Annotated in this window: 13 protein-coding genes; 11 read left to right on the top strand and 2 right to left on the bottom strand. The window is 65.4% G+C overall.

The features are described from left to right. Nucleotides 1–21 precede the first annotated feature (21 nt). Nucleotides 22–276 (bottom strand): hypothetical protein, encoded by a 255-nt coding sequence (locus AC1VNM_RS17425; RefSeq protein ID WP_431100086.1) that lies wholly within the window; start codon nt 274–276, stop codon nt 22–24. A gap of 160 nt (nt 277–436) precedes the next feature. Between AC1VNM_RS17425 and AC1VNM_RS17420 the strand changes: the two genes are divergently transcribed. The 11 genes from AC1VNM_RS17420 to AC1VNM_RS17370 all read left to right on the top strand — a co-directional run bounded on the left by AC1VNM_RS17420 (nt 437) and on the right by AC1VNM_RS17370 (nt 12858). Further along, a complete protein-coding gene (locus AC1VNM_RS17420; protein WP_483107746.1) occupies nt 437–1435 on the top strand; it encodes a LysR family transcriptional regulator in 999 nt (332 codons plus the stop codon). A gap of 220 nt (nt 1436–1655) precedes the next feature. Next, nucleotides 1656–2729 (top strand): extracellular solute-binding protein, encoded by a 1074-nt coding sequence (locus AC1VNM_RS17415; protein WP_483107745.1) that lies wholly within the window; start codon nt 1656–1658, stop codon nt 2727–2729. Nucleotides 2730–2733: 4 nt separating this feature from the next. Continuing rightward, entirely contained in the window at nt 2734–4455 is a 1722-nt protein-coding gene (locus AC1VNM_RS17410; protein ID WP_483107744.1) for an ABC transporter permease, read from the top strand. Between the two features lie 10 nt (nt 4456–4465). Further along, nucleotides 4466–5146: an ABC transporter ATP-binding protein gene (locus AC1VNM_RS17405; RefSeq protein WP_483107743.1), complete on the top strand. Its 681-nt coding sequence runs from the start codon at nt 4466–4468 to the stop codon at nt 5144–5146. A gap of 68 nt (nt 5147–5214) precedes the next feature. Further along, nucleotides 5215–6372 carry a Fic family protein gene (locus AC1VNM_RS17400; protein WP_483107742.1) on the top strand — a complete coding sequence of 386 codons (1158 nt, stop codon included), beginning with the start codon at nt 5215–5217 and terminating at the stop codon, nt 6370–6372. After that, on the top strand, nt 6369–6821 hold the full coding sequence (locus tag AC1VNM_RS17395) for a GNAT family N-acetyltransferase (protein WP_483107741.1): 453 nt from the start codon (nt 6369–6371) through the stop codon (nt 6819–6821). The genes AC1VNM_RS17400 and AC1VNM_RS17395 overlap by 4 nt, the downstream gene beginning before the upstream one ends. Nucleotides 6822–6908: 87 nt before the next feature. Next, nucleotides 6909–7877 carry a magnesium/cobalt transporter CorA gene (gene corA, locus AC1VNM_RS17390; RefSeq protein WP_483107740.1) on the top strand — a complete coding sequence of 323 codons (969 nt, stop codon included), beginning with the start codon at nt 6909–6911 and terminating at the stop codon, nt 7875–7877. 230 nt (nt 7878–8107) lie between these two features. Continuing rightward, complete coding sequence (locus AC1VNM_RS17385) at nt 8108–9931, top strand: AAA family ATPase (RefSeq protein WP_483107739.1); 1824 nt, start codon at nt 8108–8110, stop codon at nt 9929–9931. Nucleotides 9932–10122: 191 nt separating this feature from the next. Continuing rightward, nucleotides 10123–10773 carry an HNH endonuclease gene (locus tag AC1VNM_RS17380; protein ID WP_483107738.1) on the top strand — a complete coding sequence of 217 codons (651 nt, stop codon included), beginning with the start codon at nt 10123–10125 and terminating at the stop codon, nt 10771–10773. A 68-nt stretch (nt 10774–10841) separates the two neighbouring features. Further along, a complete protein-coding gene (locus AC1VNM_RS17375) occupies nt 10842–11906 on the top strand; it encodes a hypothetical protein (protein ID WP_483107737.1) in 1065 nt (354 codons plus the stop codon). A 55-nt stretch (nt 11907–11961) separates the two neighbouring features. Further along, entirely contained in the window at nt 11962–12858 is an 897-nt protein-coding gene (locus tag AC1VNM_RS17370; protein WP_483107736.1) for a hypothetical protein, read from the top strand. A gap of 200 nt (nt 12859–13058) precedes the next feature. Here the strand turns inward: AC1VNM_RS17370 and AC1VNM_RS17365 are convergent, their stop codons facing one another. Then, nucleotides 13059–14123 (bottom strand): tartrate dehydrogenase, encoded by a 1065-nt coding sequence (locus AC1VNM_RS17365; RefSeq protein ID WP_483107735.1) that lies wholly within the window; start codon nt 14121–14123, stop codon nt 13059–13061. Between the last annotated feature and the right edge of the window lie 16 nt (nt 14124–14139).

The following is a 14139-nucleotide window of genomic DNA, read 5'->3' as shown; positions in this document are numbered from 1 at the left end:
AGGCGTCCTGAAGAACTCGGCTCAGTACATCATCCAGCCGTTGCGGGCGACGCGGCGCAGCGAGAAGGCCAGGTCCGGGCGCTCGGCCGACTGCTCGGCGGCGGCTTGCAGGACGGCTTCGCGGGGGCGCAGCTCGACGGCGGCGTGGACGAATTCGACGACGGCGTGGCCGGCGCGCAGGGCCAGGCTCACCAGACGCTCGCCGGCCACATTGGCGGTGCGAGCCCGGGCTGCGTCGGCAGCCATCACTTGGACATTCAGCGTGGCGGTGGTCATGGCGGTTCCCTTCTGAGGTGATGTTGGGTGGCGCTTGCTTGGCGGGTGGCCGTGCGCCATGGACGAGATATTGCGGTTTTCACGTACGGCACGCCAATTGCGCTTGGGAATCGCGTCATCACCGCCGGAAATGACCCGTGACGGAATTAGCATCCGACGCATGAGCACCCCCCGCCCCGTCAACTTCCGGACGCTGGACCTGAACCTGCTGCGCGTCTTCGACGTGGTGATGGAAGAACGCCACGTCACCCGCGCCGCGCATCGGCTGTCCATCACCCAGCCGGCGGTCAGCAATGCGCTGCGGCGCCTGCGCGAGGCCACGCACGAGGAACTCTTCATCCCCAGCTCCACTGGCGTCGAGCCGACGCCCCATGCCCAGTCGCTCTGGCCGGTGGTCCGCCGCGCGCTGGCCGCGCTGCAGCAGGCGCTGGAGCCGCAGGTCTTCGACCCGCGCGCCGCCGGCAACACGGTCAGCTTCACGCTGGCGATGGCGGACGCGACCGCGGCGCTGGTCGTGCCGCAACTGAGCCGGCGCTTCCTGGAGGAGGGCATCCACGTCGGCCTGCGCGTGGTGCCGCTGACCACCCGCGACCCGCGCGAGCTGCTGGAGCAGGGCTGGGCCGATCTGGCGATCGGCTTCTTCCCCGACCTGACCGAGCAGTTGATGATCGAGGACGACAGCACCGCCTTCCGGCGCGAGGCGCTCTACGCGAGCCGCTACGTCTGCGTCATGCGCGCCGACCATCCGCTGGCCGAGCACGGCGCGTTGACGCTGGATGCCTACTGCGCCGCGCAGCACCTGCGCGTGAGCTTCGCGGGCCGCGCGCATGGCTTCGTCGACGACGCGCTGGCGACGATCGGCCGCAAGCGGCGGGTGGCGATGACGGTCAACAGCTTCTTCACCGGCACGATGGCCGTGCAGCAGTCCGACCTGATCACGGTGCTGCCGGACAGCTTCGTCCCGGCCACCGGCTTCGCCGGCCAGCTCGCCTGCCGGAACCTGCCCTTCGCGCTGCGCGGCATCGACATCAGCCAGGTCTGGCACATCCGCGCCGAGCCCGATCCGGCGCAACGCTGGCTGCGGCAGATGATCGGGGATATCTCGGACGTCATCGCCGCCGGGGCGCGGGCGTTGCCGCAAGCCGCGGCGGCGGCCTGAAGACCGCCCGAAGCCGCGGTCCGGCTTCACCGCCGTCCGGGCCCCGGTTCTTCCTGTGGACCCTTGCAGCTTTTGTCTCCTTCCGCCGGGCGGACGGCGCGCCTACATTGCGCGTCTCTCCAGATGAGAGTCGTTCTCATCGACGGAGCTCGAAGTTTCCGGTCCGACCCCGTCCCCGGGGTCCCTCGTCCGTTCTGACGCCTGAGAAAGAGACAACACGATGCGCCGATCTGCCAAGTCCTTGCGTTCCAAGCTCCGCCCGATCGGCGCCACGGCGGCCATGGTGGTGTCTGCCATCGCGCTGGTGCCAGGTGTTGCGCAGGCCAACGTACCCGCCGGTGGTGAGCTGACGCTCTACACGACGCGCGAGGTCGCGCTCGTCCAGCCGCTGCTGTCCGCGTTCACCGCGAAGACGGGCACCAAGGTCAACACGGTGTTCGTGAAGGACGGGCTGCTGGAGCGCGTCAAGGCCGAGGGCGCCCGCTCGCCGGCCGACCTGCTGATGACGGTCGACGTCGGCAACCTGATCGACCTCGTCGAAGGCGGCGTGACGCAGCCGCTGAAGTCGCCCGAGATCGAGTCGGCCGTGCCGGCCAACCTCCGCGCGGCCGACGGCCAGTGGACCGCGCTGTCGCTGCGGGCCCGCGTGCTCTACGCGGATCCGTCCCTGAAGACCGGCGCGATCCGCTACGAGGACCTGGCCGATCCGAAGTGGAAGGGCAAGGTCTGCACGCGTTCGGGCCAGCACCCGTACAACACGGCCCTGGTCGCCGCCATGATCGCCCACGACGGCGAGGCGAAGACCGAGCAGTGGCTGCGCGGCCTGAAGGCCAACCTCGGTCGCAAGCCCACCGGCGGCGATCGCGACGTCGCACGCGACATCCTCGGCGGCATCTGCGACGTGGGGCTGGCCAACTCGTACTACGTCGGCCAGATGAAGTCGGCCAAGCCCGGCAGCGAAGCGCGCAAGTGGGGCGACGGCATCCAGGTGCTGAAGCCCGTCTTCGCGAAGGGCGCGGGCACGCACGTCAACATCAGCGGCGCCGCGGTGGCGAAACACGCGCCGAACAAGGCGGCCGCGCAGGCGCTGATGGAGTTCCTCGTGTCGGAGCCGGCGCAGCAGCTCTACGCGCAGACCAACTACGAGTACCCGGTGCGTGCCGGCGTCACGCTGGATCCGCTGATCCAGTCGGCGATCGGCCCGGTGAAGGCCGACGCGCTGCCGCTGACGGAGATCGCGCGCCACCGCAAGCAGGCCAGCCTGCTGGTCGACAAGGTTGCCTTCGACCAGTGACGGCGTGAGGCGTCTCTTCGGCCGGCCGCGCGCGGTCGACCCGTTGTGGCAGGCGACGGCCTCGGTCATCGCGCTCGTCGTGCTGGCGCCGCTGGGCGCGCTGGCGTGGACGGCGCTGGGCGCCGGGGCCGCGCATTGGACCCACCTGTTCGAGCACGTGCTGCCGCGCGCCGCCGCGCAGACGGTAACGCTGCTGATCGGCGTCGGCCTGCTGACGGCGATCGTCGGCACCGGCTGCGCGTGGCTGGTGACGCGTGTCGACTTCCCCGGCCGCGCGGTGCTGCGCTGGGCGCTGCTGCTGCCGCTGACGGTGCCGACCTACATCGCGGCCTACAGCTACGTCGACCTGCTGCATCCGATCGGACCGCTCCAAGGCGCCGTGCGGGCGCTGCTCGGGTTCGAGTCGCCGCGCCAGTTCCGCCTGCCCGATGCCCGCTCGATGGGCGGCGCGGTGCTGGTCCTGTCCGCCGTGCTCTATCCCTACGTCTACCTGAGCATGCGCGCGATGTTCTCGACGCAGCCCGCGCGCTTGATGGAGGCGGCGCGGCTGCTCGGCGAAGGGCCGTGGGGCGCGTTCCTGCGCGTCGCGCTGCCGATGGCGCGCCCGGCGCTCGCGGTGGGCGTCGGCCTGGTGCTGCTGGAAGTGCTGAACGACGTCGGCGCGTCCGAGTTCCTCGGCGTGACCACGCTGACCACGACGATCTACACGATCTGGGTGACGCGCTCCGACCTGGGCGCGGCCGCGCAGATCGCCTGCGCGATGCTGGCAATGGTGGCGTTGCTGGTCTGGCTGGAGCGGCAGGGACGCCGCCGTCAGCGCGCAGGCAGCGTGCGCGCGATGCGACCCGCCGCGCGGCGTCGGCTGCGCGGCGCCTCGGCGTGGCTGGCGACCGCGGCCGCGGCCTTGCCCGTGCTGATCGGCTTCGTGCTGCCGGCGGGGCATCTGGCGGTGCTGGCCTGGAAGCGGGCGGCGGAGGGGCACGGACTGTCCCCGGAGGTCCTGTCCGGCGCGATGCATTCGGCGGGGTTGGCGTTGAGCGTGACGGTGATCGCCGTGGCGGCGGGTCTGATCGTCGCCTGGGCGTCCCGGTCGACGGGCGGCGCCGGACGTCCGCGCGCGTGGTGGCTGGGCAGTGCCGCGCTCGGCTATGCGGTGCCCGGCACGGTGCTGGCGATCGGCCTGCTGCCGCCGGCCTTGGCCGTCGACGGCTGGATCGCCGATCTGCTGGGCCTGCCCGGCCTGCCGTTGATGAGCGTCGGCGCGGTGCTCATCGTGGCCGGCGCGATCCGCTTCCTGGCCTTGCCGATCGGCGGTGTCGAGGCGGGGCTGGCGCGCCTGCCGGCGCCGCTGGAGCAGGCCGCCCGCAGCCTCGGCGAAACGCCGCTCGGCACGCTGCGCCGCGTCCATCTGCCGCTGCTGCGGCCGGCGCTCATGGCGAGTGCGCTGCTGGTCTTCATCGACGTGATGAAGGAACTTCCCGCGTCGCTGCTGCTGCGGCCCGCTAACGTCGAGACACTGCCGACGCTGCTCTTCGCCGAGGCCGCGCGCGGCAGCTACGAGCACGGCGCGCTCGCCGCATTGCTGATCGTCGCTGTCGGCCTGCCGGCGGTGCTGCTGCTGAGCCGGGAAACCGCGGGGCGGACGCCTCCTGCGCCGCCCGTGCCGGACGCCAGGTCCGACGCGGAGACACCCGCCGCGTACGTGGCGATGAAGGGCACGACATGAAGGCATCGACATGAGCACGCTCACCCTTGAGAACCTCCACCTGCGCTACCCGGGCGCCGAATCCGCCGTCCTGAACGGGCTGTCGCTGACGCTGCCGCTGGGCGGCATCGCCTGCCTGCTCGGGCCGTCGGGTTGCGGCAAGAGCACGGCGCTGCGCGCGATCGCCGGCTTCGAGCCGCTGAGCGCGGGGCGCGTGCTGCTCGACGGCCGGGAACTGTCCGGCCCCGGTGCCCACGTCGAGCCGGAACATCGCGGCGTCGGCCTGCTGTTCCAGGAGATCGCCCTGTTCCCGCATCTGAATGCGGCGGCCAACGTCGGCTTCGGCCTGCGTCGCCGGGCTGCCGCCGAGCGCGACCGCCGCGTGCGCGAGCTGCTGTCGCTGGTGGGCCTCGACGACCTGGGCTCGCGCATGCCGCACGAGCTTTCCGGAGGCCAGCAGCAGCGGGTCGCGCTCGCACGGGCGCTGGCGCCTTCACCGCGACTGCTGCTGCTCGATGAGCCGTTCTCCAACCTCGACGCCGCGACGCGCGACCGGCTCGTCGTCGAAGTGCGCGACATCCTGCGCTCGGCGGGCCAGACCGCGTTGATGGTCACGCACGATGCCGATGAAGCCGAGGCGATGGCGGACTGGATCGGCGTGATGGCGGACGGGCGACTCGTCGAATGGCGACCGACTCGGGTAGCCGCCTAGCGCATTGCAGTCATTGAAAGTTCCGCAGGGAGGCGGAGCATGGCGGGCTTCTTCAAGACGGAGCCTGTATGCGACGCGGAATTGCTGGTTGCCATGAATATTCCATTGCCGGCGGCGAGGTGTGCCAGGCCTTTGTGCCGACGCCGCTGCCGCCGCGCCCCTCCCTGATCCTGGACACCGACCTGGAGATGCGTCTGGACCGCGCGAACCAGGCGTTGGGGCGACTGGATGGCCTGTCGCTGCTCATGCCGGATCCCTCCATCCTGCTGTACAGCTACATCCGCAAGGAAGCCGTCCTGTCGTCGCGGATCGAGGGCACGCAATCCTCGCTGGCGGATCTGCTGTTGTACGAGGCGGATGGCGCGCCCGGCGTGCCCGTGGACGATGTGCAGGAGGTGTCCTGCTACGTGTCGGCCCTGGAGCATGGGGTCGACCAGCTGCGCCGCGGGCTGCCGATCTGCACGCGACTGATGAACGAGATGCATCGGCGCCTGATGACACAGGGACGGGGCATGGGGAAGGCCCCGGGGGAGATCCGTCGCACGCAGAACTGGATCGGCGGGTCATCGGCGACGGACGCCAGCTTTGTGCCGCCCCCGCCGCATCGACTCGCCCAGTGCCTGGCCGATCTGGAGCGCTTCATCAATGACCAGCCGGAGCGCCATCCGGCGCTCAAGAAGGCGGCCTTGACGCACCTCCAGTTCGAGACCATCCACCCCTATCTGGACGGCAACGGCCGGCTCGGCCGATTGCTGATTCCACTGATGCTAATTGCCGACGGGGTCCTGCGCGAGCCCGTGCTGTTCCTGTCGCTCTACTTCAAGGCGCATCGGAGCGACTACTACGAGCTGCTGCAGCAGGTGCGCGAGCACGGCGATTGGGAAGAGTGGCTGTGGTTCTTCGCCGGCGGCGTGCAGGTCGCGTCGGCGCAGGCGGTGGAGCTGGCCCTGGCGATCACGCGGATGTACACGGCGGACGGCGTGCGCATCCGGCGTGAGGCCAGCCGCAACGAGGACGCCCTGCGCGTGCATCACGCGCTCTTCTGCCGGCCGGTGGCGCGCCGCGGCGACATCACCGCATTCAACGGCCTGGACGCGGCGTCCATCGACCGCGGTGTGGCGGTGCTGGTGGATCTCGGCCTGATCCATCGGGTATGCGGAACGGCCGGGGAGCCGATCTTCGTGTACACCGCCTATCTCGACCTGCTGAACCACGAAGAGACATGAGCTTCCTCCTCCGCCCCGCCGTTCCGTCCGACATCGCCGCCTGCATCGACCTGCGCGGCCGCACGCGCGAGAACGCCGTGCCGGCCGCCCGCCTGGCCGAGCTCGGCATCACGGAAGCGTCCTGGTCCGGCCAGGTCCGCGATGGCGCGCTGCCGGGCTTCGTTGCGGAGACGGGCGGCGTGATGGCCGGCTACTGCTTCGGCGATGCCGCCAGCGGCGAGATCGTCGTCCTCGCGCTGCTGCCCGAGCATGAGGGTCACGGCCTCGGCAGGGCGCTGCTGGACCGCACCGTCGCCCATCTGCGCGGGCTGGGGCATCAGCGCCTGTTCCTCGGCTGCTCGGCCAACCCGGCGCATCGCTCGCACGGCTTCTACCGCCGGCTCGGCTGGCGGCCCACCGGCGAGCGCGATGGCTACGGCGATGAAGTGCTGGAACTCCTGCCCCCGTGAACAGGGCGGATTCCCCTTGGTTTCTTTGATGCCGTCTTGATTCCGTTCGGGCTACGCTAGCGTCAAGCAAGAACATCGAGACAAGCCATGCTCATCAACTGTGTCGCCTACCGCGACGGCCGCCGGCTGGCCGATATCCAGCCTGAAGCGATCAGCGACTACCTCAAGCTGCCCGACTGTTTCGTCTGGGTCGCTCTGCGCGACGCGTCGACCGAAGAGGTCCTCGCGATGAAGGAGGAGTTCGACCTGCACGAGCTCGCGGTCGAGGATGCGCTGCACGGCCAGCAGCGGCCCAAGGTCGAGGAGTACGGCGACACGCTGTTCGCCGTGATGCAGACGGTGCAGTTCACGCCGACGGACGAGCTGTGCACGGGCGAGGTGTCGATCTTCGTCGGCAACAACTTCGTGCTGTCGATCCGCAACCGTGTCGCGCAGAGCCTGCTGGGCGTGCGCGCCCGCGCGGAGAGGGAGCCGCACATGCTCAAGCGCGGCCCCGGCTTCGTGATGTACGCGATCATGGATGCGGTCGTGGACCGCTACTTCCCGGTCATCGAGGCGCTGGAGACGGAACTCGAAGCGATCGAGTCGCAGATCTTCGAGCCCGGCGTCACGCGCGAGAACATCCGCCGGGTGTACGAGCTCAAGCAGCGCGTCACCGTCGTCAAGCACGCGGTCTCACCGCTGCTGGATGCCGTCGGCAAGCTGGTGCGCGGCCGCGTGCCGCCGGTCTGCGAGGACACCCGCGAGTACTTCCGCGATGTCTACGACCACCTGGAGCGCATGCAGTCGGCGCTCGACTCGCTGCGCGATACCGCGACGACGGTCATCCAGGTCCACCTGTCGATGGCTGCCATCGAGGACTCGGAGACCACCAAGCGCCTCGCGGCCTGGGCCGGCATCTTCGCGGCGGCCACGGCGTTCGCGGGCATCTGGGGGATGAACTTCGAGGTCATGCCGGAGCTCAAGTGGCGCTTCGGGTATCCCGTGGCGCTCGGTGTCATCACCGCGACCTGCGGCGTCCTCTTCTGGAGATTCCGAAAGGCCGGCTGGTTGTAGCGCGCGGTGTCCCGATTCTAAAATTCTGCCCGAATGAACACTCGCCACAATTTATTGAAGCTTCACAGCTAGTGCGAAATTCATTCCGTAGCTGGTGGCAGAGGAGTCGACTTCGTGTGCGAATATGGTTGTGAAGAGGACAAAGCCTGGACCGGCTCATCGCCAAGAGGACATGGTTGCGGACCTCTCTCAACACTCGCGATCACAGAGAATCGATGATAGGGAGGGGAATGAGCTTCAAGGTATTCTTCGCGGGCGACCGCGAATACGCGTTCAAACATGCGCCGGCGATGTCGATAGTGCTGTGGCCACACGAGGACCAATCAAGGGACCTCGGTTACTGCATTCAGGCCGGCATGCTCGTTCGGACACATGCGGCGCCTTTGGAAAGCCAAAGTCCTGTCGCCTTCATCGCCGAAAAATTCAAAGACTGCTCTGAAGCGATGGAGTTCGTCTTGAAGGGGCGACAGTTCGCGGAAGTGCGCATGGGACAGCTCATCGCAGACCGGGAGGACATGGACTCTAGGTCTGAGGAGCCACGCTGGTTTGCTACGCTTCAAGGAGGTGTCGACGAGTATCGGGAGCTAGTGAGGGGGCTCGGTGCAGAGAATGCCATTGAGGCACTCAAGGTCGCTCGCGACATAGTAGCCTTGAACATTGGCGAGCCGCCGGCCGAGCTTAAACAAGCTGTCGTTTCCGAGGCGTTTCGACTTGCCGTCCTCCGGTCGAACGAGCGCTACTTCGCTTATCGCAGAGGGGCAACGGTCCTGCTTGGCAACGAGGCAGAAAGCCTTCAGATGTCTGAAGCGTCCGCAACGGTTCGTTTCCACTTGGCGGGCTTCAAAGGGCGACACGAAGTCGGATTGCGCTTTCAGAGGTCGGACCTCTTCGACCGCCGAATCAATGTGCTGATTGGTGAGAACGGAGTTGGAAAATCGCAGACGCTCGCCCACATCGTTAGGAGCCTAGCCAAGCTCAAAAACAGTGGATACGTCGTGTCGACGGAACCATTTAGCAGAGTCGTCGCGTTTAGCGCAGTTCCTGCGAAGTCGTCGCTTCCAAACAAGCTGAAGAGCCAACGCGTTCTAAGGTATCGACATTTCTCGCTCTCGCCAAGGACTGAACGTCGTAGGGGCGACAACCCGCTTGCCGCTGCACTTGTCGATTTGGCTCGAGACGAGACCCGCGTCGGTGGTCAAAGTCGCGTTCAAATTTTCAAGAATGCTCTTGGTTCGTGGCTTCCGCTTTCGCGCATCTGCTTGCGGGTGAAAGAGGGCCGGCCCCATAACAACTGGCATTACGCGGGGGCAGATGGTCATCACTACCTTCCCTTGGCTCGCCTGCTAGAACCGATTGGTGACGGAGCAGTTCACCTCCTGGCGGACGTCGATCTCACGCGCGGGCCAGAATTCTTCGCGCCGCGGCGAACAGAGGACGGCGAATTCGAGGCGGAGCCCGACGATGAGTCCGGGCCAACTGGCGCCGCGTTTCAGCGTAGGACTTCAGATAGATCGAACTTGCCGGAACGACGGGGAATGCAACCGCTCAGCAGCGGTCAGGAGCTCTTCTTTCGGTTTGCGCTGAACCTGAGCACTTTCATTGAAGCTGGCACGCTCGTGCTACTTGATGAACCAGAGAACCATCTCCACCCTACATTCATAACTCGTCTGATGGCTTTGCTTCGTCATGTCCTCAGATCGACCGGCTCTTTCGCCGTCATCGCCACGCACTCCCCTTTTGTTGTCCGCGAAGTCACTCGGATGGACGTCTCAATCATGAGCCGTTCGGAGGATGGCTCACCGCTCGTGAGGCATCCTCGGCTGCAAACGCTCGGTGCAAGTGTGGTGGCCGTTTCCGGCTATGTCTTTGGCGATGAGACAGTGCCGACGCTAGCGCGCCTAACCGTTGAAGCGATGGTCAGCGTCCGCCAGGGAACTGACCCCAACAGCGAAGAGGGCCTGAAACTGTTGAGTCGGGAACTCAGTAACGAAGCGGTTGCGTACATCCGCGCTGAGCTTCTGCGTTCAGAGCGCGAAGGCGGAAGCAAAGCGTGAGGCGAATCAACCCACTGCAGGTAGATGACCTTGCAATTCTGGCGCAGTTGGCCCAGAGACCAGCGCTAAGTTCCCATCCTCTACTTGCTGCGCACCAGGCCGCTGTGGAGGGCGCATACACGGCGCATGCGCTCGCCGCTGGCTCGATTCCTGCCGTCCATCCGGTTCTACCAGTCGAGTTGCAGGAATCGATGCGGAAGCACTACGAGCACCAAGTGCAGTCACTTGAATTCATCGAGGAGATTCGACACCACCTATCGGCTGGCGTTTGCCCGACCTGTGGCTCGCAGTCAGCTTCGACGACTGACCATGTGCTGCCGAAGGCGGCCTGGCCTGTTTACTCGTTCTTCTCAAAGAACCTTGTCCCGGCCTGCGACCAATGCAATCGGAAAAAGAGCGACAAGTTCTTCGGTGACGCTGAGGGCGCACGACCGATTCATCCCTATTACGATGACTTCCTCCTCGGTCGGGTGGCGGTGGCGAAGTTGAGCCCGCCGTATGCGAACCCGCTCGTCGACATCGTCGCGGTTTCGGGCCTCCCGGCGCAGGTCGCGACGGTCGTCGACTGGCATCTAGCGGAGGTCGTCCGCAAGACAAGCGTCGCTGCGACGTTGCTTGAGCGTTGGTTGAACATTTGCCGGTCGCCAGAGCTTTCGTATGTAGGGCTGGCCTACGGCGCTTCGATGGAAGAAGCGGTTGAGAAGGAGCTGCAGGCTTGCGATGTTAGGCACCAGACTCCGAATAACTGGGAGTCGATGTTGCAGGCTGGAATCCATGGTGACCCGGATGCCATTGCGTATCTGAAGCGGTGCCACGCGGTGCCGAAGCCAAATCCGGCCTGACGTCGGATGACGAGGCGACTTTCGAATTGGCCGGTTCCCGGCATGCAACGGAAAGATGGGAGAAGCTAATGAACGACTTTGTGGAAAGAGTTCGATGGCTGCTAGAGGATGTTGTGACACTCCCCTCAGCCCAGGGGGAGCCTCCTGCGTTCACCGATCGGACCAGAAGCAAGCAGGCCGCACTCTTCTCCGGTTATGAACTTCAGAGGGTGCAGATTGACCTGTCCCACAGTGAGCCTGGTGCCGGGGACCCTCGATTGTTGTTGTACTGGGCCATCGCAAGAGCGTCAGGGACAGTGATGCCACTGGTCGGCAGGAAGCGTGAGGACCTCGTCACCTCAGATTTTCTGCACGCGCTGGAGCGTGAGCTGAATGTCGCGAATGAGATCTTCTCTACGCAGCTACACGTTTCCCACGATACGGTGTTCGCGAATGTCGGCGACGACGGTGTTGGTGAAGATGTCACTGGGGCCGATGTGCTTTTCGTCTTCAAGGGCGGAGCGTTGGTTCCCGGCAGAGGAGTTCGACTTGTCTGGGTCCAATTCAAGCACTCAACTCTCAAAGAAAGGAGATGGCAACTTGACGTGTTCCGTCCCCTCAATGAGACAAAGGTGCGTCAGTTCACAGCGTTGAATCAGATGAATGACGGAACAGGCAAGGCGGTGTCCATCTATGCCCTTGCCCATGGCGCGAGAAATTACTACGCAGCGGTACCGGCGGCTGACGTCTACGGTGTAGATGCGTCCGACAAGAGGACAAGTCGTTTTGACCTTGGAGAAGGCGGAGGTGTCCGCCTCCAGGAGTTGCTGACTGGACTTGTCAGCTCGACGGAGGCCCCGCCATTCAGGTCGGCGAAGGAGGTGGTTGACTATCTTCGGCCACGCTTGGAGAAGCAGACCTACCTGAGGCTCGAAGTCGTAGGTGTCTCCAACGGCCCAAGTGCTGAACTCGACGCGATGAAGCAGCTTGTGGCCGATATCAGTGAACTTGCGCGCGACAAATTGGATGAGGCGGTGGAGTCTGCGCGCAGCAAAGGGATTCCAGAGGCTCAAGATTGTGCAAACGGGGCATCCAATGCTCAGGCGAGTGAGCCTCAAAGTGATGAGAAGCTGCCCCGAGGCCCTCGACTCTAAAAGCAACCGTTGGCGGTTTGAATACTCAGAAGTTAAGACATTCCAGGCAGGTCTCATGCACATCGGATATGAAGAAGATACAGGGCATGTCTACGAGGGAGCTGGTCGTCCTGAATACGCGGTCGTCCCAGCGCCCTTGCTGACGCAGGCGAAGCTATTTGAGGGCAGCGAACAAGCACAGGAGTTGCCTCGTGGGCTTTCGATAGACGCGCTCCGTTGGCTATTCCGGGAGGACTCCTTCGACCCAGTCACGCGCGTGAGGCGCGGAAGACTCTATGAGCCGTTCCCGGGCGGTCAGCCGGCAGACTGCTTGACGCAAGGACATCCAGCCAACGTGGTTCGGCACAACCTTCAGACCATCTCGCTGAACAAGCGGCTGCACCATCATTGGCCGTGCCAGACCTTACTGGGCAAGCCGCGTGCGGGTCAGGGCATGACGCTGGCACTCGGACAGGACCGTGCTTGGTCCATCTGGCGCATTGTTCAGGTCGAACGGGTCGTGGGCGAAGATGTTGTCGTGACCCTCAAAGCGTTGTCTTCTTTCGGCGTCCTACCCGATGCTCGGTTGGAGGAACTGCCGGAAGAGCATCAGCAGCCAATTCAACGAGCGCTAGAGCGCGTTTTGGACTCGGCGTTCCGTGAGACAGCCATCTCGGTTATCGACCAGTGTCGAAATGCGCTTGTGGTGTTGCTTGGTCGCTGGATGGCGAGCCAGGGTTCCGATGCGAAGGTTGTTGAGCACGACCTAGGAAGGCTGGTGCGCCTCATTCGCGAAGCTCCGCATGAGAGGCATGCGGTAGCCGGTGTGGCCGAGACGGTAGCCAAACTACATCCTCGCGGTAAGGCCAATGAGCAGGAGCCGAGAAACTTGCGTCTCGTTCAAGAGGAAGATGCTGAGCTAGCTGTGCACGCCGTTGGCTTCGTGATGCGTGAGCTTGGCTTAGCTCGATGAGGTGTCGCCTTCAAGGAAGCGCCGAACCGCTAGCCTATGCCCCAGCGTCTGAGCGGCATCGGACGCCCATTTGGGAACGCTGGGATAGCAAAAATCCCGAGTGCTACCAGAGTCGGCAGCATGGAAGCTTTACGGATAGAGCGGCTCAGCAGGAGTGAGGCTCCCTAAGGATGGGGAGCCACGCACTCAGTGCATAGCGATCAGATCAACTCAGCGATCGCCTTGCCCATCTCCGTGGTGTTGGCCGTGCCACCCAGGTCGCCCGTTCGCGGGCCCGACGCGAGCGTCTGCTCGATCGCCTTCAGGATCGCGTCGTGCGCGGCCTGCTCGCCGAGGAACTGCAGCATCAGCGCGCCCGACCAGATCATCGCGACCGGGTTGGCGATGTTCTTGCCGTAGATGTCCGGCGCCGAGCCGTGCACCGGCTCGAACAGCGACGGGAAGTTGCGCTCCGGGTTCAGGTTGGCCGACGGCGCCAGGCCGATCGTGCCGGTCGTCGCGGGACCCAGGTCCGACAGGATGTCGCCGAACAGGTTGGACGCGACCACCACGTCGAAGCGGCCCGGCTGCAGCACGAAGCGCGCGCTCAGGATGTCGATGTGCTGCTTGTCCACGGTGACCGACGGATACCCGGCGCCGACCGCGTCCGCGCGGCCGTCCCACCACGGCATCGAGATCGCGATCCCGTTGCTCTTGGTCGCGACCGTCAGGTGCTTGCGCTCGCGGCTCTGCGCCAGATCGAACGCGTACTTCAGCACCCGGTCCGCGCCGAAGCGCGAATAGACCGACTCCTGGATCACGATCTCGCGGTCGGTGCCCGCGTACATGATGCCGCCGAGGTTGGTGTACTCGCCCTCGGTGTTCTCGCGAACCACGAAGTAGTCGATCTCGCCGGGCTTGCGGTTGGCCAGCGGGCAGGGCACGCCTTCGAAGAGCCGCACCGGGCGCAGGTTGATGTACTGGTCGAACTCGCGGCGGAACTTCAGCAGCGAGCCCCACAGCGACACGTGGTCCGGCACCGTCGCCGGCCAGCCCACCGCGCCGAAGAAGATCGCGTCCTGGCCTTCCAGCTGCGCCTTCCAGTCGTCCGGCATCATCTGGCCGGTCTCGCCGTAGTAGTCGCAGCTGGCCCACTCGATGTGGGTGAACTCGAACTGGATGCCGAAGCGCTTCGCGGCGGCTTCCAGCACGCGCAGCCCCTCGGGCATCACTTCCTTGCCGATGCCGTCGCCGGGGATGACGGCGATCTTGTACGTCTTGCTCATGGTCGTGCTTTCAACG

It is taken from the genome of Mitsuaria sp. MSU3D, from assembly GCF_056867975.1.
The sequence above is the reverse complement of the archived record's forward strand: the minus strand, read 5'-3'. Positions and strand labels throughout refer to the sequence as shown.

Bases quoted from the DNA above. Each gene is read 5' to 3' on its own strand.
- AC1VNM_RS17370 (WP_483107736.1), top strand. From the start codon at position 11,962: ATGCACATCGGATATGAAGAAGATACAGGGCATGTCTACGAGGGAGCT.
- AC1VNM_RS17375 (WP_483107737.1), top strand. From the start codon at position 10,842: ATGAACGACTTTGTGGAAAGAGTTCGATGGCTGCTAGAGGATGTTGTG.
- AC1VNM_RS17385 (WP_483107739.1), top strand. From the start codon at position 8,108: ATGAGCTTCAAGGTATTCTTCGCGGGCGACCGCGAATACGCGTTCAAA.
- AC1VNM_RS17380 (WP_483107738.1), top strand. From the start codon at position 10,123: ATGCGGAAGCACTACGAGCACCAAGTGCAGTCACTTGAATTCATCGAG.
- AC1VNM_RS17405 (WP_483107743.1), top strand. From the start codon at position 4,466: ATGAGCACGCTCACCCTTGAGAACCTCCACCTGCGCTACCCGGGCGCC.
- AC1VNM_RS17395 (WP_483107741.1), top strand. From the start codon at position 6,369: ATGAGCTTCCTCCTCCGCCCCGCCGTTCCGTCCGACATCGCCGCCTGC.
- corA (WP_483107740.1), top strand. From the start codon at position 6,909: ATGCTCATCAACTGTGTCGCCTACCGCGACGGCCGCCGGCTGGCCGAT.
- AC1VNM_RS17415 (WP_483107745.1), top strand. From the start codon at position 1,656: ATGCGCCGATCTGCCAAGTCCTTGCGTTCCAAGCTCCGCCCGATCGGC.
- AC1VNM_RS17425 (WP_431100086.1), bottom strand. From the start codon at position 276: ATGACCACCGCCACGCTGAATGTCCAAGTGATGGCTGCCGACGCAGCC.
- AC1VNM_RS17420 (WP_483107746.1), top strand. From the start codon at position 437: ATGAGCACCCCCCGCCCCGTCAACTTCCGGACGCTGGACCTGAACCTG.
- AC1VNM_RS17400 (WP_483107742.1), top strand. From the start codon at position 5,215: ATGCGACGCGGAATTGCTGGTTGCCATGAATATTCCATTGCCGGCGGC.
- AC1VNM_RS17365 (WP_483107735.1), bottom strand. From the start codon at position 14,123: ATGAGCAAGACGTACAAGATCGCCGTCATCCCCGGCGACGGCATCGGC.